Source organism: Microbacterium enclense (genome assembly GCF_001456955.1).
GTDB lineage: Bacteria > Actinomycetota > Actinomycetes > Actinomycetales > Microbacteriaceae > Microbacterium > Microbacterium enclense.
Genome location: NZ_KQ758470.1, coordinates 394,416 through 414,892, shown reverse-complemented (window position 1 = coordinate 414,892; position 20,477 = coordinate 394,416). Strand labels below are relative to the sequence as shown.

17 protein-coding genes are annotated in these 20,477 nt (G+C 70.0%); 1 reads left to right on the top strand and 16 read right to left on the bottom strand.

Annotated features, from left to right (window positions below; genetic code table 11):
• Positions 1–40: 40 nt before the first annotated feature.
• Positions 41–3,553, bottom strand: coding sequence for a DNA polymerase III subunit alpha (gene dnaE / locus AS029_RS09830; protein ID WP_074615905.1), 3,513 nt, complete (start codon positions 3,551–3,553; stop codon positions 41–43).
• A 100-nt stretch (positions 3,554–3,653) separates the two neighbouring features.
• Here dnaE and AS029_RS09825 point away from each other — a divergent pair, with 100 nt between their 5' ends.
• Positions 3,654–4,127, top strand: coding sequence for an NUDIX hydrolase (locus AS029_RS09825; RefSeq protein WP_058232400.1), 474 nt, complete (start codon positions 3,654–3,656; stop codon positions 4,125–4,127).
• A 56-nt stretch (positions 4,128–4,183) separates the two neighbouring features.
• On the opposite strand, the gene AS029_RS09820 is transcribed toward AS029_RS09825, so the two are convergent.
• The 15 genes from AS029_RS09820 to AS029_RS09750 form a co-directional block, all read right to left on the bottom strand.
• Positions 4,184–5,107: an RluA family pseudouridine synthase gene (locus AS029_RS09820; protein WP_058232399.1), complete on the bottom strand. Its 924-nt coding sequence runs from the start codon at positions 5,105–5,107 to the stop codon at positions 4,184–4,186.
• Between the two features lies 1 nt (position 5,108).
• Positions 5,109–5,687, bottom strand: coding sequence for a signal peptidase II (lspA, locus tag AS029_RS09815; protein ID WP_058232398.1), 579 nt, complete (start codon positions 5,685–5,687; stop codon positions 5,109–5,111).
• A 9-nt stretch (positions 5,688–5,696) separates the two neighbouring features.
• Positions 5,697–6,314, bottom strand: coding sequence for a DivIVA domain-containing protein (locus AS029_RS09810; RefSeq protein WP_058232397.1), 618 nt, complete (start codon positions 6,312–6,314; stop codon positions 5,697–5,699).
• 132 nt (positions 6,315–6,446) lie between these two features.
• Positions 6,447–6,749 (bottom strand): YggT family protein, encoded by a 303-nt coding sequence (locus tag AS029_RS09805; RefSeq protein WP_058232396.1) that lies wholly within the window; start codon positions 6,747–6,749, stop codon positions 6,447–6,449.
• A gap of 6 nt (positions 6,750–6,755) precedes the next feature.
• The gene (locus AS029_RS09800) at positions 6,756–7,229 is read right to left on the bottom strand and encodes a cell division protein SepF (RefSeq protein WP_058232395.1); all 474 of its coding nucleotides are present in this window, start codon (positions 7,227–7,229) and stop codon (positions 6,756–6,758) included.
• 31 nt (positions 7,230–7,260) lie between these two features.
• Entirely contained in the window at positions 7,261–7,944 is a 684-nt protein-coding gene (locus tag AS029_RS09795) for a YggS family pyridoxal phosphate-dependent enzyme (RefSeq protein ID WP_058232394.1), read from the bottom strand.
• 71 nt (positions 7,945–8,015) lie between these two features.
• Entirely contained in the window at positions 8,016–9,203 is a 1,188-nt protein-coding gene (ftsZ, locus tag AS029_RS09790) for a cell division protein FtsZ (protein WP_058232393.1), read from the bottom strand.
• A gap of 151 nt (positions 9,204–9,354) precedes the next feature.
• Positions 9,355–10,287 carry an FtsQ-type POTRA domain-containing protein gene (locus AS029_RS09785; protein WP_058232392.1) on the bottom strand — a complete coding sequence of 311 codons (933 nt, stop codon included), beginning with the start codon at positions 10,285–10,287 and terminating at the stop codon, positions 9,355–9,357.
• A gap of 2 nt (positions 10,288–10,289) precedes the next feature.
• The gene (gene murC, locus AS029_RS09780; protein WP_058232391.1) at positions 10,290–11,696 is read right to left on the bottom strand and encodes a UDP-N-acetylmuramate--L-alanine ligase; all 1,407 of its coding nucleotides are present in this window, start codon (positions 11,694–11,696) and stop codon (positions 10,290–10,292) included.
• Positions 11,697–12,119: 423 nt separating this feature from the next.
• On the bottom strand, positions 12,120–13,193 hold the full coding sequence (locus AS029_RS09775) for a UDP-N-acetylglucosamine--N-acetylmuramyl-(pentapeptide) pyrophosphoryl-undecaprenol N-acetylglucosamine transferase (RefSeq protein WP_058232390.1): 1,074 nt from the start codon (positions 13,191–13,193) through the stop codon (positions 12,120–12,122).
• 135 nt (positions 13,194–13,328) lie between these two features.
• Positions 13,329–14,576, bottom strand: a complete 1,248-nt coding sequence (gene ftsW, locus AS029_RS09770) for a putative lipid II flippase FtsW (protein ID WP_058232389.1) — start codon at positions 14,574–14,576, stop codon at positions 13,329–13,331.
• A gap of 11 nt (positions 14,577–14,587) precedes the next feature.
• Positions 14,588–16,108 carry a UDP-N-acetylmuramoyl-L-alanine--D-glutamate ligase gene (gene murD, locus AS029_RS09765; RefSeq protein ID WP_058232388.1) on the bottom strand — a complete coding sequence of 507 codons (1,521 nt, stop codon included), beginning with the start codon at positions 16,106–16,108 and terminating at the stop codon, positions 14,588–14,590.
• The gene (gene mraY / locus AS029_RS09760) at positions 16,105–17,211 is read right to left on the bottom strand and encodes a phospho-N-acetylmuramoyl-pentapeptide-transferase (protein ID WP_058232387.1); all 1,107 of its coding nucleotides are present in this window, start codon (positions 17,209–17,211) and stop codon (positions 16,105–16,107) included. Before mraY ends, murD begins: the two co-directional genes overlap by 4 nt.
• On the bottom strand, positions 17,208–18,620 hold the full coding sequence (locus AS029_RS09755) for a UDP-N-acetylmuramoyl-tripeptide--D-alanyl-D-alanine ligase (protein ID WP_058232386.1): 1,413 nt from the start codon (positions 18,618–18,620) through the stop codon (positions 17,208–17,210). Before AS029_RS09755 ends, mraY begins: the two co-directional genes overlap by 4 nt.
• 64 nt (positions 18,621–18,684) lie before the next feature.
• A complete protein-coding gene (locus AS029_RS09750; protein ID WP_058232385.1) occupies positions 18,685–20,475 on the bottom strand; it encodes a peptidoglycan D,D-transpeptidase FtsI family protein in 1,791 nt (596 codons plus the stop codon).
• Positions 20,476–20,477 lie beyond the last annotated feature (2 nt).

Sequence of the window (20,477 nt, the reverse complement as noted above, 5' to 3'; positions counted from 1 at the left end):
CGGCATCCGCTGGGCTTGCAGCGGAAACGACGAGGACGATTCAGCCGAGGCAGTTCGGGCCCAGGAGGCCCTTCAGCTCCCCGAACAGATCGGCCGTCACGCGCACCGGCATCGGCACTTCGAAGACCTTCGCCGTGCCTCCCTTGTGCAGTTTCAGCACCACCTCGGTGGAGCCGGAGTGCCGGCGCAGCATCTCGGCGAGCTCACCGACAAGCGCCTCGTTGGCGCGCTGCTCGGGGACGACGAGCGTGAGCCCGCCCGACTCGTCGAGTCCTTCGAGATCGGGCACGAACGCGCTCTGCGCGTGGAGGTTCAACCCGTCGTCGCGCCGCGACACCCGGCCGCGCACGACCATGATCGCGTCGCCCTGCAGGATCGGTGCGAACTCGGCATACGTCTTGCCCATGAACATCACGGTCACCTCGCCGTTGAAGTCCTCGACGGTCACCATGCCGTAGGGGTTGCCGCTCTGCTTGGCGACACGGTGCTGGACGCTCGTGAGGAGCCCCGCCACGGTGACCTGGTCGCCGTCCTGCACGTCTTCGGATGCGAGGAGGTCGTGGATGGACGTCGATGCGTGTTTTGCCAGGGGCACTTCGAGACCCGCGAGAGGGTGGTCGGAGACGTAGAGTCCGAGCATCTCGCGCTCGAACGCCAATTTGTCTTTCTTCGTCCATTCGGGTCGCTCGGGCACCTTGACGACCTGCTGCGGTTCGTCCCACAGCGAATCGAAGTCGAACCCGACCTCGCCGTTCGCCTCGCGACGCTTGTCGAGCACCGCGCCCTCGCACGCGTCTTCGTGCACCTCGATCAGCGCGCGACGGGTGGATCCCAGCGAATCGAACGCCCCGGCCTTGATGAGCGATTCGACGGTGCGCTTGTTGGCGACGTGTACCGGGACCTTCGACAGGAAGTCGTGGAACGACGTGTAGGCGGCATCCTGGCGGGCGGCGACGATGCCGTCGACGACGTTGGTGCCGACGTTGCGGACAGCGCCCAGACCGAAGCGGATGTCTTCGCCGACGGCCGCGAAGAAGCGGATGGACTCGTTGACGTCTGGCGGCAGCACTTTGATGCCCATGCGACGGCACTCGTTGAGGTACACCGCCATCTTGTCTTTCGAGTCGCCGACGCTGGTCAGCAGGGCGGCCATGTACTCGGCGGGATAGTGCGCCTTGAGATACGCCGTCCAGTACGACACGAGTCCGTAGGCGGCGGTGTGCGCCTTGTTGAAGGCGTAGTCGGCGAAGGACTCGAGCACCTTCCACAGCGTCTGCTGGGCGACGTCGCCGAACCCGCGCTCGGTCATGCCGCCGAAGAAGATCTCTTTCTGCTTGTCGAGCTCGCTCTTCTTCTTCTTGCCCATCGCGCGGCGCAGCAGGTCGGCCTGACCGAGCGTGTACCCGGCGACCCGCTGGGCCACCGCCATCACCTGCTCCTGATAGACGATGAGACCGTAGGTGGTGTCGAGGATGTCGGCCAGGGGCTCTTCGAGCTCGGGGTGGATCGGCTCGATCTCCTGCTGCTTGTTCTTGCGCAGCGCGTAGTTGATGTGCGAGTTCACGCCCATGGGGCCGGGACGGTACAGCGCGAGCACGGCCGAGATGTCTTCGAAGTTGTCGGGGCGCATGAGACGCAGGAGCGAGCGCATCGGGCCGCCGTCGAGCTGGAAGACGCCCAGCGTGTCGCCGCGGGCGAGGAGCTCGTACGACGCCGCGTCGTCGAGGGCGAGGTCTTCGAGCACGAGCGGGTGGCCGCGGTTGGCCTCGATGTTGTCGAGGGCGTCGTTGATGATGGTGAGGTTGCGCAGCCCCAGGAAGTCCATCTTGATCAGCCCGAGCGATTCGCACGCCGGGTAGTCGAACTGCGTGACGATCTGGCCGTCTTGCTCGCGACGCATGATCGGGATGATGTCGATCAACGGTTCGCTCGACATGATCACGCCGGCCGCGTGCACACCCCACTGGCGCTTGAGGTTCTCGAGACCCAGCGCGGTGTCGAAGACCGTCTTGGCCTCGGCGTCGGTCTCGATGAGCGTGCGGAACTCGCTCGCCTCTTTGTAGCGCGGGTGCTCGGGGTTGAACATGCCGTCGAGCGGCATGTCTTTGCCCATCACCGCGGGCGGCATGGCCTTGGTGAGCTTGTCGCCCATGCTGAACGGGAAGCCCAGCACGCGGCCGGCGTCTTTCAGCGCCTGCTTCGCCTTGATGGTGCCGTAGGTGACGATCTGCGCCACGCGCTCGTCGCCGTACTTCTCGGTCACGTACTGGATGACCTCGCCGCGACGACGGTCGTCGAAATCGACGTCGAAGTCGGGCATGGACACGCGGTCGGGGTTGAGGAAGCGCTCGAAGATGAGCCCGTGCTGCAGCGGGTCGAGGTCGGTGATCTTCATCGCGTAGGCCACCATCGACCCGGCGCCCGAGCCACGGCCGGGACCGACGCGGATGCCGTTGCGCTTGGCCCAGTTGATGAAGTCGGCGACGACGAGGAAGTAGCCCGGAAAACCCATCTGCAGGATGACGTCGGTCTCGTACTCGGCCTGCTTGCGCACGTCGTCGGGGATGCCGCCGGGGTAGCGGTCGTGAAGGCCGTTCTCGACCTCTTTGATCATCCAGCTCCCCTCGGTCTCGCCCGGAGGGACGGGGAAGCGCGGCATGTAGTTGGCCGAGGTGTCGAACGCGACGTCGCACCGCTCGGCGATGAGCAGCGTGTTGTCGCACGCCTCGAGGTTGTCGCGGAAGACCTGTCGCATCTCGGCGGGCGACTTGACGTAGTAGCCGTCGCCGTCGAACTTGAAGCGCTTCGGGTCGTCGAGCGTCGACCCCGACTGCACGCACAGCAGGGCGGCGTGGCTCGTGGCATCGTGCTGGTGCGTGTAGTGCAGGTCGTTCGTGCCGACGAGGGGGATGCCGAGGTCTTTCGAGATCTTGAGCAGGTCGCCCATGACCCGACGCTCGATCGAGAGCCCGTGGTCCATGATCTCGGCGAAGTAGTTCTCTTTGCCGAAGATGTCTTGGAACTCGGCCGCCGCGGCACGGGCGGCCTCGTACTGCCCCAGCCGCAGGCGGGTCTGCACCTCGCCGGAGGGGCAGCCCGTCGTCGCGATCAGACCCTTGCTGTAGGTCTGCAGCAGCTCACGATCCATACGCGGCTTGAAGTAGTACCCCTCCATGCTCGCCCTCGACGACAGGCGGAACAGGTTGTGCATGCCCTCGGTCGTCTCGGACAGCAACGTCATGTGCGTGTACGCACCCGACCCCGAGACGTCGTCGCTCTGCTGTTCGGGCGATCCCCAGCGGACGCGCGTCTTGTCGGAGCGGTGCGTGCCGGGGGTGACGTAGGCCTCGATGCCGATGATCGGCTTGATGCCCGCGTCTTTCGCGGTCTTGTAGAACTCGTAGGCGGCGAAGGTGTTGCCGTGATCGGTCACGGCGATCGCGGGCATGCCCTGTTTGACGGCCTCTTGGACCATCGGGCCGATGCGCGCCGCGCCGTCGAGCATCGAATACTCGCTGTGCACGTGAAGGTGAACGAAGGAGTCTGCTGCCACGTATCGAGTGTACGTTCGGCCTCCGACATCGCCCCCGGATGTTCGCGGCGGACGCCCAGTCGGCGCCGACCTCCGCGCGCGGCTCCGCTACGGTGGGCGCGTGCCCACCCCGGAATTCGTGCTCGAACTGCGCCGACACGTCGGCACCGCCCCTCTCGCCCTCGTGGGGGTGACCGCCGTCATCGTGCGCGACGACCGGGTGCTCCTCGGCCGGCGCAGCGACACCGGACGGCTCACGCCGATCACCGGCATCGTCGACCCCGGGGAGGAGCCCGCGGACGCGGCGGTGCGCGAGGCGGAGGAGGAGGCCGGCGTGCGCATCCGGGCCGAGAGACTGGCCTGGGTGCACCAGATCCCCCGCGTCACCTACGCCAACGGCGATCAGAGCGATTACCTCGACCTGACGTTCGCGTGCACCTGGGTCTCGGGCGACCCCGTGCCGGTGGACGGCGAGATGACCGAGGTGGGGTGGCATCCGGTCTCGGAGATCGAGGAGATCTTGGATGCCGAGATGGTGGCGCGGGTGCGGGCGGCGCTGAGCGCCGGGCCGACGCGTTTCGCGGGCGGACGCTGACCGTCAGGATGCGAAACGGGCGCCGCCGGGGCGTCGACCCGCCCGCTGGTCCGGTCTCAGACGCCGTCGCCGAGCACGTCGAGTGCGTGCGCCAGATCGGCCGGGTACGGCGATTCGAACGACACCCACTCCCCCGTGCCGGGGTGCGTGAAGGCGAGCCGGTGCGCGTGCAGCCACTGCCGGGTCAACCCCAGCCGCGCCGACAGGGTGGGATCGCCGCCGTACAGCGGATCGCCCGCGCAGGGGTGACGATGAGCGGCCATGTGCACGCGGATCTGGTGGGTGCGACCGGTCTCGAGATGGATCTCGAGGAGCGACGCGCGCGGGAAGGCCTCGAGCGTCTCGTAGTGGGTCACCGAGTCCTTGCCGTCGGGGGTGACCGCAAACTTCCACGAATGGTGCGGATGCCGACCGATCGGCGCGTCGATGGTGCCCGCGAGCGGATCGGGGTGGCCCTGCACGACGGCGTGGTAGATCTTCTCGACCTCGCGCTCTTTGAAGGCGCTCTTGAGCAACGTGTAGGCGCGCTCGGTCTTCGCCACGACCATCAGGCCGCTCGTGCCCGCATCGAGGCGGTGCACCACGCCACGGCGCTCGGCGGGGCCGCTCGTGGCGATGCGGAAGCCGGCGGCGGCCAGAGCCCCGAGGACCGTCGTGCCCTCCCACCCGAGCGAGGGATGCGCGGCGACGCCGGCGGGCTTGTCGACCACGACGATGTCGTCGTCGTCGTGCACGATGCCGAGGTCGGGAACCGCGACCGGCACGATCTCGGGATCGCGCTTGGGTTCCCACTCGACCAGGAGCCAGCTGCCCGCGCGCAGGCGATCGGACCGACCGACGGTGCGACCGTCGACGCTCACGCCGCCGGCATCGGCGACGTCGGCCGCGAACGTGCGCGAGAACCCGAGCATCTTGGCGAGCGCCTGGTCGATGCGTGTTCCGTCGAGCCCGTCGGGGACGGGGAGGCTGCGCGATTCCATGTCAGCGGGTGCCGGTCTCGGGCGACGGCTCCACATCGGCGCCGTCATCGGCCGCCCGCGACGAGCGGGTCTCCCGCGTTCCGTCGAGGCGGAGTCCCGCGAGCACGAGGATGGCGACCGAGATCATCATCGAGACGATGAAGATGTCGGCGACGTTGTAGATGGCGGGCATCATCCACGGCGTGGAGATGAAATCGACGACATGGCCGACCGGGAATCCGGGCTCGCGAACGAGTCGGTCGGTGAGGTTTCCGAGGACGCCGCCCAGAAGAAGGCCCAGGACGACGGCCCAGAGGCGCGAACGCACACGACGCACCGCCAAGAAGACGATGACGCCGGCGACGACCGCCAGCGCGATCGTGAAGATCCACGTCACGCCCTCGCCGAGCGAGAACGCCGCCCCGGGGTTTCGGACGAGGTAGAACTGCAGGGCGTCGCCCAGGACCGGAACGACGCGCTCCGGGGGGAGGTTGTCGATGGCGACGGTCTTCGCCAACTGGTCGGCGGCCAGCACCAGCACCGCGAGAATCGCGATGACGATGCCGGCCGCCGCCGGACGCAGAGGAGATCGACTGCGCAAAGAGTCGTCCTACAGACCGATCGCCGACACCGGCGTCGAGCCCGAGGACGTCGCGGTGGTGTCGAGGTCGCGCAGCTGGCCCTCGATGTACGAACGCAGCTGCGAGCGGTAGTCGCGCTCGAAGTTGCGGAGCTCGGTGATGCGGCCCTCGAGCGTGGTGCGCTCCTTCTCGAGACGGGCGCGCTCTTCGCGGCCCTTCTGCTCGGCCTCGGCGACGATGGATGCCGCCTGAGCCTGAGCCTCGCTGATGAGCTGGTCGCGCTGGGTGCGACCCTCGGCGACGTGCTCGTCGTGCAGGCGCTGAGCGAGCTCGATGATGCCGGCGCTCTGGGCGGCGGGCTCCAGGTCGGAGGTCGGCGTCGACGCGACGGGAGCCGGGGCCTCTTCGACGACGGGCTCGGCAGCCACGGGGGCCTCGGAGACGGGCGCTTCGGCGGGTGCGGGGGTGGCGTCACCGGACTCGTAGGCCGCGAGCTTGCTCTTCAGCTCTTCGTTCTCGGCGATGGTCTTGCGCCACTCGACGACGATCTCGTCGAGGAAGTCATCGACCTCGTCGGGGTCGAAGCCCTCCTTGAAGCGCACGTGCTGGAACTGCTTGGTGACGACGTCATCGGGGGTCAGTGCCATGGTGATTCCTCTTTCGAGAGCTCTGATGAAGAAGGGATGGGGGTGTCGCACCGGGGCGTACCGCTTCGGAACAGCATAGCCGCCGCCCTCCGCCGGTGTCGAAGCACCGACGGAAGAGCGGCGGCTCTGAGCTCACACGGCTGCGAGGGAGCGGGTGACGCTCAGCAGCAGGAAGCAGGCGAACATCACGATCGCGAAACCGAAGTCGATCGCGATGCCCCCGATGCGGAGGGGCGGGATGACACGCCGGATCAGCTTGATGGGCGGATCCGTCACGGTGTAGACGATCTCGGCGAGCACCAGGGTGGCGCCGCGCGGGCGCCACTCCCGGTTGAACATCGGGATGTACTCGAGCACGAGGCGCGCGAGCAGGATCACGATGTAGATGAACAGGATCGTGCTGAGGATGGAGCCGATCAGGCTCACCACGGCCACGGCGCGTTACTGGGACGCGAAGGGCGCGACCTCGGGGTCGGCCTGCGCGATCGCACCGTCGCCGGAAACGGCGATGTTCTCGGGCGAGAGCAGGAACACCTTGCTCGTCACCCGCTCGATGCGGCCGTACAGCCCGAGCGAGAGTCCGCTCGCGAAGTCGATCAGGCGACGCGCGTCGGCGTCGCTCATCTGCGACAGGTTGATGATGACCGGAATGCCCTCGCGGAAGTTCTCGGCGATCGTCTGCGCGTCACGGTACTGCTTGGGGTGCACCGTGAGGATCTCGCTGACGGGCCCGGCGGTGGGCTGACGCACCACGGCGGGGCGGTGCAGCGGGGTCACCGGCGCGGCCTTCTCGACGGGAGCAGCAGTCGGCGCGGGCTGCTTGCGCGCGATGGGCTGCGGCGCTGTCTCCTCATAGGTCTCTTCCTCGTCGGCGAGGCCCAGGTACACCATCGTTTTCTTGAGGGGGTTCGACATCGCATCCTCCGTTCGCTCGTCTGGTCCGAGGCTAGTCGCGCGCAGGCCTCGGGCCCGTGATTGCGGAGCCGATCCGCAGGTGTGTCGCGCCCATGGCGATCGCCTCGGGGAAGTCGCCCGTCATCCCGGCCGAGATCCACCGCGCGTCGGGCACGACGGCGCGCACGGCGTCGGCGCACGCCCGCAGCCGCTCGAACGCGCGCGCGGGCTCTTCGTCGAGGGGGGCGACCGCCATGACGCCCCGCAGGCGCAGCGACGGCCGTCCCGCGACATGTGCCGCGAGCTCCTCGACGCCCTCCGGCGTGACCCCGCCGCGCCCGGTGTCGTCGGTCAGGTTCACCTGCAGCAGGACGTCGAGCGGGGCGGCGCCGTCGGCGGCGTCCAGCGCGTCGGCGATGCGGGCGCGGTCGACCGAGTGCACGGCATCCGCCGCCGCGCGCACAGCGCGGGCCTTGTTCGTCTGCGCCTGGCCGATGAAGTGCCAGGTCAGATCCGGGATGCCGGCGAGCTCGGCGCGCTTGGCGGTGAGTTCCTGCTGGCGGTTCTCCCCCACGTCGCGCACACCGAGCGCGTGGAGCTCGGCGACGAGGGCGGCGGGATGGAACTTCGTCACCACGATGCGGGTGATGTCGGCGACGTCGCGGTGCGCCACGCGGGCGGCATCCCGGATGCGCTCGTCGACGGCGGCGAGCCGATCGGCCAGGGCGGTGTCCATGGGGCTCCTTCGACGACGAGAGCGGGCCCGGTGGAGACCGGACCCGCTTTCGTCGGAGAGATCGTGCGTGCTTACTTCAGGAAGTCGGGCACGTCGAGGTCGTCGTCGGCGTAGCCGTTGTCGTACGAGGTCTCGGGGACGCGCGCGGCGACGGGGGCCGGCTCCGGGCGACGCTCGGGAGCGCGCTCGGTCGTGGCCTTCTGCTCCTCGGCGGCGTCGAGATCGCGGGCGACGTCGTCGGCCGGGATCGCCGGCAGCACGGGCGCGGATGCCGGACGCTGGGCGGCGACGGGATCGATGCGCAGCGAGGGTTCGCCGCCGTCGAATCCGGCCGCGATGACCGTGACGCGCACCTCGTCACCGAGGGTGTCGTCGATGACCGTTCCGAAGATGATGTTCGCCTCGGGGTGGGCCGCTTCTTTGACGAGCTGGGCGGCGTCGTTGATCTCGAAGATGCCGAGGTTGGAGCCACCCTGGATCGACAGCAGCACACCGTGCGCGCCCTCGATCGACGCCTCGAGGAGGGGCGACTCGACGGCCAGCTCGGCCGCCTTGATCGCGCGGTCCGCGCCACGGGCGGAGCCGATGCCCATGAGGGCCGAGCCCGCACCCTGCATCACGCTCTTGACGTCGGCGAAGTCGAGGTTGATCAGACCCGGGGTGGTGATGAGGTCGGTGATGCCCTGCACACCCGCGAGCAGCACCTGGTCGGCGGTCGCGAAGGCCTCGATCATCGAGATGCCGCGATCGCTGATCTCGAGCAGGCGGTCGTTGGGGACGACGATGAGGGTGTCGACCTCTTCTTTCAGGCGACCGACGCCGGCCTCGGCCTGGCTCTGGCGACGGCGACCCTCGAACGAGAAGGGCTTGGTGACGACACCGATGGTCAGGGCGCCGATCGACTTGGCGATCTTGGCGACCACCGGCGCACCACCGGTGCCCGTGCCACCGCCCTCGCCCGCGGTGACGAAGACCATGTCGGCGCCGCGCAGGGCCTCTTCGATCTCTTCCGCGTGGTCTTCGGCGGCGCGACGGCCGACCTCGGGGTCGGCACCCGCGCCGAGTCCCCGGGTGAGCTCGCGACCCACGTCGAGCTTGACGTCGGCGTCGCTCATGAGCAGCGCCTGCGCGTCGGTGTTGATCGCGATGAACTCCACGCCGCGCAGGCCGAGCTCGATCATGCGGTTGACGGCGTTGACGCCGCCCCCGCCCACACCGACGACCTTGATCACGGCGAGGTAGTTCTGGTTGTGGCTCATGCCGGCCTCCGTTTGTCCCCGAACCCGAAACTCTAAACCTCATGTTGAGGGTTAAAGAATTGCCCGGTATGCAATTCCTTAGCTCGAAGGTAGGTGGCGGATCCGACCCCGCCCGCCCGACACGCGGCGTGTCGGATATTCGCCGCGAAGATCAGCGGACGACGCCCGCCTCCGGCGACGTCACGTCGTATTCCTTGGCCCGATCGGGCGGGCTCTTCTGCATCAACCGGTCGAGTACGACGGCCTTCTCGGCCGAGCGATCGGCGCTGCCCCACACCACCTTCGACCCCGACGCGCCCAGCGTCAGCGTGACGTCGTCGGGAGTGGATGCCGTGACGCCGGTCACCTGGGATCGCACCGCGTCCGGAAGGGCGCGCACGACGCGACCGGCCGCGTGGAACGCCGCCGATCCCGTGCCCTCGGCGATCTCGAGGACCGGCTGGCCCGCCGGCGCGTCGGGCGTCGTCGACAGGGCGACGCCGGCGGCATCCACCACAGTGAAGCCCGCTGCCGTCTGCATCGCGCCGATCGGTGTGCGCTCGACGACGTTCACGACGAGGTCGTGCGGGGGCCGCGCCTCGAGCGTGTAGGACTCGACGAGCGGGAAGCGCACGAGGGCGGCCTTCACGGCGCTGTCGTCGACGAGCGCCAGCGGGGTGCCGAGCTGCCCGTTCAGCGCCTCGGTGACGGCCGCGGCATCGAGCTGCGAGGCGCCCACGACGTCGATGCGCTCGACCGCGAACAGCGGACTGTACGCCGCACCCGCGGTGCCGACCACGGTGACGAGGATCGCGGCGCCCACGCCGATCCAGATGTTGCGGCGACGGCGACTGCGTACCGTGAAGCGCTTGACCTCGGCCTTCATCACCCGTCGACGGGCCCGCGAGGCCCGCCACACGTCGCGAAGACCCGCGCCGCCGCCGACGGACGGCTGCTCCGCGGCATCCACCGATCCGGGACGGGCGAGGGGCGTCACCGGTGCGGTCTGCTCGGCCGTGGCGTCATCCCGAGCGGCCGCCCGCGCGACCCGCGGGGCGGGGCGGACGGACTCCGGCTGCTGCGGGAGGGGCGAGGGCCGCTTCACGCTCAGACCGCCGCGGCCTCGGTGCGGGAGAGCGCCTCGAGCACCTGCGGGATGATCTGGTAGACGTTGCCGCACCCGAGAGTGATGACGTAGTCGCCGGGGCGCGCGATCTCAGCCGTGTACTCCGCCGCCGCCTGCCAGTCGGGCACGTAGTGCACGTGGGCGGGATCGGCGAAGGCGCCGCTGACCAGCTCGCCCGTGACCCCGGGCACCGGGTCTTCGCGCGCGCCGTACACGTCGAGCATGACAGTGTGATCGGCGTGGGTCTCGAGGACCTCGGCGAACTCGCGGAACATCTCCTGCGTGCGGGAGTACGTGTGGGGCTGCTGGATCGCGATGATGCGTCCTTCGCCGACGACGGTGCGGGCGGCCGACAGCGCGGCGGCGACCTCGGTGGGGTGATGCGCGTAGTCGTCGTAGACGCTGACGCCCTGCTGCACCCCGTGCAGCTCGAAGCGCCGCACCGTGCCGCCGAAGCCCTCGACCGCGCGCGCCGCGTCGGCGAGCGAGTGGCCGAGCACGCGGAGCACCGCGACCGCGCCCGCGGCGTTGATCGCGTTGTGGGCGCCCGGGACGCGCAGCTGCACGTCGACGCTCTCGCCGCCGGCGGTGAGCGTGAAGGCCACCGGGCCGTCGGTGCGGATGCCGCTGAGACGAACGTCGGCATCGGAGTCCTCGCCGAAGGTGACGACGTTCGCGTGCGTGATGCGCTCGCGCACGGCGCGGGCCCCCGCGTCGTCGGCCGAGATGACGACGGCTTCGCTCGCGGCATCCGCGAACCGGGCGAACGCGGCGTCGAACGCATCGCGCGAGCCGTAGTGGTCGAGGTGGTCGGGGTCGACGTTCGTGATGAGCGCGACGGCGGTGTCGTACAGCTCGAACGTGCCGTCGGACTCGTCGGCCTCGATCACCACGAGGTCGTCGCTCCCGGTGCCGCTGGAAACGCCGAGGTCGGCGATCACTCCCCCGTTGACGAAGGTGGGCTCGATCTCCAGCGCGCGCAGCGCCGTGACGATCATGCCCGTCGAAGTGGTCTTGCCATGGGCTCCCGCGACCGACACCAGACGGCGGCCGCCGATGAGCCAGTGCAGCGCCTGCGAACGGTGGATGACGTGGAGCCCGCGCTGCTTCGCCGTGACGAACTCGGGGTTCTCGGGCCAGATGGCACCGGTGTGCACGACCGTGTCGGCATCGCCGAGGTGCGCGGCGTCGTGGCCGACATGCACGGTGGCGCCTCGCGCCGCCAGGTCGCGCAGGGCGGCGCTGTCGGAGCGGTCGGAGCCGGAGACGCGGATGCCGCGGTCGAGGAACATGCGGGCGAGCCCGGACATGCCCGAACCGCCGATTCCGATGAAGTGGGCGGAGGCGATGTCCTCGGGGATGGGGAGGCTCAGGTCGGGTCTGATCATGGCGTCTGCGAGTTTACGTCGCCGACCCTGCGCGCACGCCCCGGCACGCCCGCGTCGGTCGCGCGGGGCCCGCCGACGCCACATTCGATGGTGCGAGGCGTCGCCGCAGCCCGGGGCCCGCCGGCGCGGTGCGGGCCCCCGGCGCCGCGGTCGCCGGCCGGCGCGGTGCGGACGCCCGGCCCCGCCGTCACCAGAACAGGGGATGCCACGAGAACAGGCCGATACGTCGGCAAACGCCCTGTTCCCGGTGACATCCCCTGTTCTCGTGGCAAGGCTCGTGGCATCCGCTCTGGTCGGCGGTGCTGCATCAGCGGCAGCTCGACCACGGCATCCGCTCGGGTCGGCGGTGCGGCATCAGCGGCAGCGCACGCGGCATCCGCTCTGGTCGGCCGTGCGGGGTGAGCGACAGCCGACCCGCGGGCGTCAGCGCGCCAGGGCCTCGTCGACGAGCGCGATCACGTTCTCGGTGCCGGTTCGGATGCCGGTGCGGCCGGCTGCGTCGCGCATCGCCGCGCGTCGGGCGTCGTCGCGCAGCAGTGGCACGATCTCGCCGCGCACGCGCTCGGGCGTCAGATCGGCGTCGGCGATGAGGATCGCGGCACCCGCGCGCACGGAGGCGGCGGCGTTGAGGCTCTGCTCGCCGTTGCCGACCGCGTAGGGCACGTACACGGCGGGGATGCCGAGGGCGTTGATCTCGCTGACGGTCGCCGCACCCGAGCGCGAGACGACGAGGTCGGACAGCGCGAAGGCGAGATCCATCCGGTCGACGTAGCGCACGACGGCGTAGCCCGCAGCGTCCGGGTCGGGCAGGTCGGAGTTCTGTCCTGTGACGTGCAACAGCTGCCAGCCGGCGTCGAGCACGTCGCGCCAGGCGCCCCCGAACGCGGTGTTCAGGCGCACGGCTCCCAGCGAGCCGCCGAACACGAGGAGGGTTGGCCGCGCGGCATCCAGTCCGAAATGTGCGGCGGCCTCGGAGCGCGTGGCGGCCGCGTCGAGCTCGACGATCTCGCGACGCAGCGGCATCCCGACCTCGCGCGCGCCGCGCAGGGGCGTGCCCTCGAACGCGACGCCCACGCCCGCCGCACCGCGGGCACCGAGCACGTTCGCCAGACCCGGCTTGGCGTTGGCCTCGTGCACGACGAACGGCACGCGCTCCCGGCGCGCGGCGAGGTACGCCGGAGCGGCGGCATACCCGCCGAAGCCGATGACGACGTCGACGCCGCGCGCCCGGATGAGGCGGCGCACGTGGGCGATGGCGCGGAGGAACCGGGTCGGGAAGGCCGCGGCGGCACGGTCGGGGCGACGCGGGAACGGCACCTTCGCCACGGTGAGCAGTTCGTAGCCGCGCATCGGCACGAGACGGGCCTCCAGTCCCTCGCGCGTGCCGAGCACGAGCACCTCGGCGGCGGCGTCGCGTGCGCGAAGACCGTCGGCGACGGCCAGGAGCGGGTTGACGTGGCCGGCGGTACCGCCGCCGGCGAGGAGGTAAGTCGTCACCGTACGACCCTAACGAGGTCGGGGCCGGTGAGCGTGCTGGTCTCCCGGGGAGCGCATCGCCGCGGTGGGCGCGATCGGCAGACGGGTCCGCGCAGGGGCCTGCGGGGCTCGAACCGTTCTGCGAACGGTGTCGGTTCAGCCCCGCGACCGCCCGGAACGCCCGGCGGCGCGCGCCGGGACCTCCGCGACGGCGCGGCGATCCGGCAGCGTGCGTGCACACGACAGCAGCACGCCGCACGCGATGAGCACCGACAGCAGCGACGTGCCGCCCTGCGACATGAACGGCAGGGGGACGCCGAGCACGGGGAAGATGCGCAGCACCACGCCGATGTTCACGAGTGCCTGGCCGACGATCCACAGGGTGATCGCTCCGGCGATGATGCGCACGAACGTGTCGTCGGTGCGGCGGATGATGCGGAACGCGCCGATCGCGAACAGGGCGAACAGCACGAGCACGACGACGCAGCCGATGAGGCCGAGCTCCTCGCCGATGATCGCGAAGATGTAGTCGTTGGCGGCGGCGGGGAGCCAGTCGTACTTCTCTTTCGAGTTGCCGAGTCCCAGACCGAACAGGCCGCCGCTCGCCAGTCCCCAGATGCCGTGCAGCGACTGGTAGCACGTCGAGTAGTAGCACGAGGCGTCATCGGGGGCGAAGAGGCTGCCGATGCGCTCCATGCGGTTCTCGCTGCCGACGGCCGACAGCAGCACCACGACCACCGACAGCAGGGCCGGCAGGATGAACATGCGCAGCTTGATGCCCGCGAAGAACAGCGCGCCCAGCACCACGAGCACGAGGATCATCACCGTGCCGAGGTCTTTGCCGCCGAGCACCGTGCCGATCACGAGCACCGAGACCGGCACGACGGGGATGAACACGTGCGCCCACGAGGTGAGCAGCCGGCGCTTGCGGTAGAGCACCGCGCCCATCCACAGCGCCAGCGTGAGCTTGAGGAACTCCGCGGGCTGGAACTGGAAGCCGCCGATGGCCACCCAGTTGCGGTTGCCGTTCGCGGCGATTCCGAGGCCGGGCACGTACACGAGCAGCTGGAACGCCGTCGCGAGAATGAGGGCGGGCCACGCGATCCGCTGCCAGAACCGCATCGGGGCGCGACTGAGCACGAACATCAGCGGGATGCCGACGACGGCGAACACGCTCTGCTTCATGACGTGGTCGAACGGGCTCTGTCCGTTGTCGAGGGCCGAGGTGGCCGACAGCACCATCACGAGGCCGAAGCCGGTCAACAGCAGTGCGGCCGAGGTGATCAGCAGGAACTCGCTCGACACGGGCCGGAACGCCCGACCCAGCGAGACGCGGGCGATGAGTCCGCCGCGCTCGGGCTGGTCGTCGGAGGTCTGCCGGCCAGGAGGCGCCGTCGTGGTCACGCGTGTCCCCCTCAGTCGTGCGGTGAAGATGCTCCGTCGCCGTGGTCCGCGATCCACGCCCGCACCGCGTCGGCGAAGCGCTCACCGCGGTCGGAGTAGGACGCGAACTGATCGAAGGATGCCGCCGCGGGAGCCAGGAGAACGGTGTCTCCGTCCCGGGCCACACCCGCCGCCAGTTCGACGACCTCGGCCATGACGTCTTCAGTCTCGGCGTGGTCGACCTCGAACAGCGGCACCGCCGGGGCGTGTCGCGCGAACGCCGCGACGATGTCGCCGCGCTCGGTGCCGATGACGATGGCCGCACGCACGGCGCCGCCGCGGGATCGGACGAGATCGCTCAGGTCGACGCCCTTCAGCAGTCCCCCGACGACCCAGACGGCCCCGGGGTAGGCCGCCAGCGACGACGCGGCCGCGTGCGGGTTGGTGGCCTTGGAGTCGTCGACCCACGTGACGCCGGCGTGCGCGCCGACGACCTGGATGCGGTGCGGGTCGAGACGGAACCGCTCGAGCGCGTCGTGGATGTGCGCCGGCGAGGCCCCGAGCGAGCGCGCCAGGGCGCTCGCGGCGAGGATGTTGGCGACCACGTGAGGGGCGGCGAGCCCGCGCGCGGCGAGATCGGCGACGGTTGTCAGCTCGAGCGCGGAGGTGGCCCGCTCCTCGAGGAAGGCGCGGTCGACGAGGATGCCGTCGACGACGCCGAGGTCGCTGGGACCCGGCACCCCCAGGTCGAAGCCGATGGCGCGGGCGCCCTCCATGACCTCCGCGTCTTCGACCATGCCGCGGGTGGCGAGGTCGGCCTTGTTGTAGACGCAGGCCACGCGCGTGCGGGCGTACACGCCGGCCTTCGCGTCGCGGTACGCGTCGGCGCCGCCGTGCCACTCGAGGTGGTCGTCGGCGAGGTTGAGGCACACCGCCGCGTGCGGCGAGAGCGCGTCGGGGCCGTCCTGCAGGTTGAGGTACCACAGCTGGTGGCTGGACAGCTCGACGACCAGGGCGTCGAAGCCGCCCGGGTCTCGCACGGCGTCGAGCACGGGCGTACCGATATTGCCGACGGAGGCGGCGCGCAGGCCCGCCGTCACGAGCATCTCGGCGGTGAGCCGGGTGGTGGTGGTCTTGCCGTTCGTGCCCGTGATGAGCACCCAGTCGGCGGGGCGCCCATCGGGGCGCACGACCTTGTCGCGCACGCGCCACGCCAGCTCCACGTCGCCCCACAGCGCGATGCCCTGCTCCCTCGTCCACCGGATGACGGGGTGATGCGGCGCGAAGCCGGGCGAGGCGATGACCACCTCGGGCGCGAAGTCGACGAGGGCGGCGGGCACGGCATCCAACGGGCCCTCGTACAGGTCGACGCCCAGCACCGGCAGGAGCCGGGCGTACTCGGCATCCGCCCGTTCGGTCGCCACGAGCACGGCGGCACCGAGCTCGGCGAGCGTGTCGGCGACCGAGAACCCGGTGACCGACAGGCCGAGCACCGCGACGCGCAGGCCCTTCCAGTCGGCGTGCCAGCTGGTGAGCGAGGAGAGATCGGTCATACGAGGGAGAGCCATTCGACGTAGAAGAAACCGATGCCCGAGACGGCGAGCAGACCCGCGATGATCCACATGCGCACGACGATCGTGACCTCGGGCCACCCGCGCATCTCGAGGTGGTGGTGCAGCGGACTCATGAGGAACAGGCGCTTGCCCTTCGTGGCCTTGAAGTAGACCCGCTGCAGGATGACAGACCCGGAGGCGATGACGTAGACGCCCGCGATGAGCACGAGCAGGATCTCGGTGCGGGTGAGGATCGCCATCGCCGCGATCACACCGCCGATGGCCATCGAGCCGCAGTCGCCCATGAAGACCTTCGCCTTCGGCGCGTTCCACCACAGGAACCCGACCAGCGCTCCGACGAACGACGCCGACACGATCGCCAGGTCGAACGGGTCGCGCACCGCGTAGCATCCGGCCTGCACCGTCGGGTCGAGCGCATCGGCGCACATCTGCTTGTTCTGCCAGAAGGCCATGAGGCTGTAGGCGCCCACGACGAAGATGCCCGATCCCGCGGCCAGACCGTCGAGTCCGTCGGCCACGTTGACGGAGTTGGATGCCGCGGTGCCGATGAACGAGATCCACGCCAGGTACAGCAGCCAACCCAGCACGGGGCCGAGGGCGAAGAGCGAAAGCACCTGGATGTCGCGGAACACCGAGATGTACTCCGACGCCGGGGTCTGCCCGATGCTGTTGGGGAAGTTCAGCGCCACGACGGCGAAGGGTACGGCCACGATGATCTGGCCGGCGATCTTGCGCCAGCCCGAGAGCCCGAGGCTGTTCTGGTGGCGCACCTTCATGAAGTCGTCGATGAAGCCGACGACGCCGAATCCGAGCATGAGCCACAGCACGAGCAGTCCCGACAGGGTCGGCGGGTTGTTGCCGGCGTACGAGCCGATGAGGTAGCCGATGATCGTGCCGAGGATGAAGATCGTGCCGCCCATGGTGGGCGTGCCGCGCTTGGCACCGTGCGAGGGGTTGTGCACGTTCTCGGGCGTGCGGATGACCTGCCCCCAGCCCCACCGGCGGAACCACCGGAGGAACACCGGGGTGAGGAAGAGGGTGAAGGCGAGCGAGATCGCCGCTGCTGTCAGAAGTGATCTCACGCGAACAAGTCTCCCAGACGGTCGCCGAGGTGCCGGAGCCCCGCCGAGTTCGACGACTTCACCAGCACGCGGTCGCCGTCGCGCAGTTCGGTCGAGAGGTAGTCGAAGGCAGCGTCGGCGTCGGCGAAGAACACGGCCTCGCCGTCCCACGAGCCCTGGGCGATCGCCTCGAGGTACATGCGGCGCGCCTCGGGGCCGATGACGACGATGCGCTGGATGCGAAGACGCACGGCCAGCAGCCCGACGCGGTCGTGCTCCTCGTCGGCGTACTCGCCGAGCTCGCTCATCGCCCCGAGCACGGCGACCGTGCGCTCGCCGGGGCCGGTGATCTGCGCGAGGGTGCGAAGAGCTGCGGCCATGGAGTCGGGGCTGGCGTTGTAGGCGTCGTTGATGATGCGCACGCGCTCGGAGCCGAGCGGCTGCATGCGCCACCGCTCGGCGATCTCGACGGTCTCGAGACGCGCGATCGCGTCGGCTGCCGGCACCCCCAGAGCGGTGGCCGCCGCGAGGGCCGCGAGAGCGTTCATGACGTGGTGCTCTCCGAGCACGCGCAGGGTGAGGGTGTAGGCCTGCCCGTCGACGAGCAGGTCGGCGCGGGTTCCGGATGCCGAGACCTCGACGTCGACGGCGCGCACCTCGGCCCGCTCGCCGCGGCCGAACCACCGCACGCCCTGCCCGCGCTCGCGCGCGATCGGCTCCATGGCGGCGACGCGCGGGTCGTCGGCGTTGAGCACGGCGAGGCCGCCCTCGCGGGTGGCCTTCACGAGCTCGCTCTTGGCGTGGAAGGTCGACTCGATGCCGCCGAAACCGCCGGCGTGGGCCATGCCGACCATCAGCACGACGCCGATGTCAGGGGTGACGAGTCCCGCGAGGTGGGCGATCGCTCCGGGCGCGCTGGCACCGAACTCGCTGACGAGGAACCGGGTGGCATCCGTCACGCGCAGCATCGTCAGGGGCGCGCCGACCTCGTTGTTGAACGAGGCGCGGGGCGACACGGTCTCGCCCTCGTCGGCGAGGATGCGCGCGAGGAGGTTCTTGGTCGTGGTCTTGCCGTTGGACCCGGTGATCCCCACGATCTTGAGCTCGCCGCCGGCGCGCACGCGATCGACGACGTCGCGGGCGAGGTCGCTCAGGGCCGTCACGACGTCGGGGACGACGATCTGGCTGACGTCGTCGTCGAGTTCGCGCTCGACGATCGCCAGGGCGGCGCCGCGCTCGACGGCGGTGCCGACGAAGAGGTGACCGTCGGTGGTCTCACCGGGCTTGGCGACGAAGATCCCGCCGGGCTCGATGAGGCGCGAATCGGTGTCGACGAGGCCCGACACGACGGTGTCGCCGGTGTCGCCGCGGCGTGCGATCAGGCGACCGCCGAGCACGTCGGCGATGTGGGAGAGGCTCGTGGAGATCATTGCTGTGCGGACGCCCTTTCCGATGTCGCATTCGTTACCGAGACGAGACCGGCATCCGGGTGTCTCAGCCGAACTTGGGCAGTTCGGGGGTCGTGGTTCCAGACGGGATGACCCGGTAGGTCTTGAGAACCTGCGTGAGGGCCTTCTGGAAGGCGGGCGCGGTGGCCGCCGACGATTTTACCGTCCGCGGTTCGTCGAGGTTGACCTCGACGACGTACTGCGGGTCGTCGGCGGGGGCGAAACCGATCATCGTGGTGAAATACGCGTCCGACTTGTACGCGCCGGTGTCGCGGTCGGTCTTCTCACCGGTTCCGGTCTTGATCGCGACGCGGTAGCCGGGGATCGCGACCTGGTCGGCGAGGGTTCCCTGGGTCGCGACGTTCTCGAGCATCTGCGAGACCGTGCGCGCAGCCTCCTCCGACACGACGCGCTCGCCCTGGGCGTCGGGCACGTCGGTCACGGTGCCGTCGGCGGCGGTGCACCCCTCGACGAGCGAGAGCGGCATGCGCACTCCCCCGTTCGCGATGGTCTGGTACGCACCGGCGAGCTGGGGCACCGTGACCGCGAGGCCCTGTCCGAAGGTCGTGTTGTAGAAGGTCTGCTTGTCCCAGCTCGCGGGGTCGCGCAGGATGCCGGACGACTCGCCGGGGAAGCCGACCGCCGTCAGGTCGGTGAGCCCGAACTTCTTCAGGTAGGCGATGCGGGTGTCGAGCGGGATCTTCTCACCGAACTTCGAGATGCCGACGTTGGAGGAGTCGATGAGCACGCCGGTGAGGGTGTAGCGGTTCTCGGGGTGCGCGAAGGAGTCGGAGATGCGCGCGCCGCCGTCGAGCACCTCGCGCGACGATGCCGTCACGGTGGTGCCGGCGTCGAAAGCCCCGCTGTCGAGTCCGATGGCCGCGGTGATGGCCTTCATCGTGGAGCCGGGCTCGTTCGGATCGCCGAAGGCGGCGCTGCCGCGATCGGTCTCGGGCGTGGCCGTGGGGTCGTTGGGGTCGACCGTGGGGTACTCCGCCAGCGCCCGGATCTTCCCCGTCTTGGCCTCGACGACGGTGATCGTGCCGCGCAGCGACCCGGTGTTCTGCACCTGCTCGGCGATGAGCTGGCCGAGGTACCACTGCAGGTCGCGGTCGATGGTGAGCTGGAGGGTGCCGCCGTCGGCGGCGGGCTGCGTCACGACCTCGGTGCCGGGGAGCACGACACCGGACGGGCTCTTCTGGAAGACGACCTTGCCGTTGGTGGATGCCAGGCACGAGTCGTCCGCCGCTTCGAGGCCCGCGAGCGCCTGCCCGTCGCTGCCGACGAAGCCGAGGAGGTTGCCGCCCACGGCGCCGTCGGGGTAGACCCGGCCCGCCTGCGGCGGGAAGCTGAGGAACGGCAGCCCGAGGTCGGCGAGGGCCCGGTACTGCTCGGTGGAGACGGCCTTGGCGATGACCGCGTACCGAGAGTCGGGGTTGTCGGTCAGGGCGTCCGCGACGATCTTCTGCACGTCGCCGGTGCTCATGCCGAGCACGGCGGCGATGCGCCCGGCGAGCTCGGGCCAGGCGGTCGTGATCTTCTCGTCACCGTCGTAGGTCTCGATGCCGTCGACGGCGAGCATCGGGTCGATCTGCACGTCGTAGCGATTGATGCTGGCCGCCAGCGGCGTGCCGTTCGCGTCGACGATGGCGCCCCGCGAGCCGTACAGCGTGCGCGACGATTCCAGGCCCATCGCCAGCGAGTCGTCGACGTGTTCACGAGCGTTGACGACCTGGATGTCGACGAGTCGGACGACGAAGGCGACGAGAACGATCAAGACGACGGCGAGAGCGACGACGGTGCGACGCCGCGGGGACCGGGAGGTGACTGTCGTCATGG

Coding starts and splice junctions, on each gene's coding strand:
- AS029_RS09820 (WP_058232399.1), bottom strand. CDS start 5,107: ATGGAATCGCGCAGCCTCCCCGTCCCCGACGGGCTCGACGGAACACGC.
- AS029_RS09810 (WP_058232397.1), bottom strand. CDS start 6,314: ATGGCACTGACCCCCGATGACGTCGTCACCAAGCAGTTCCAGCACGTG.
- AS029_RS09800 (WP_058232395.1), bottom strand. CDS start 7,229: ATGTCGAACCCCCTCAAGAAAACGATGGTGTACCTGGGCCTCGCCGAC.
- AS029_RS09795 (WP_058232394.1), bottom strand. CDS start 7,944: ATGGACACCGCCCTGGCCGATCGGCTCGCCGCCGTCGACGAGCGCATC.
- ftsZ (WP_058232393.1), bottom strand. CDS start 9,203: ATGAGCCACAACCAGAACTACCTCGCCGTGATCAAGGTCGTCGGTGTG.
- murC (WP_058232391.1), bottom strand. CDS start 11,696: ATGATCAGACCCGACCTGAGCCTCCCCATCCCCGAGGACATCGCCTCC.
- murD (WP_058232388.1), bottom strand. CDS start 16,108: ATGACCGATCTCTCCTCGCTCACCAGCTGGCACGCCGACTGGAAGGGC.
- AS029_RS09755 (WP_058232386.1), bottom strand. CDS start 18,620: ATGATCTCCACGAGCCTCTCCCACATCGCCGACGTGCTCGGCGGTCGC.
- AS029_RS09750 (WP_058232385.1), bottom strand. CDS start 20,475: ATGACGACAGTCACCTCCCGGTCCCCGCGGCGTCGCACCGTCGTCGCT.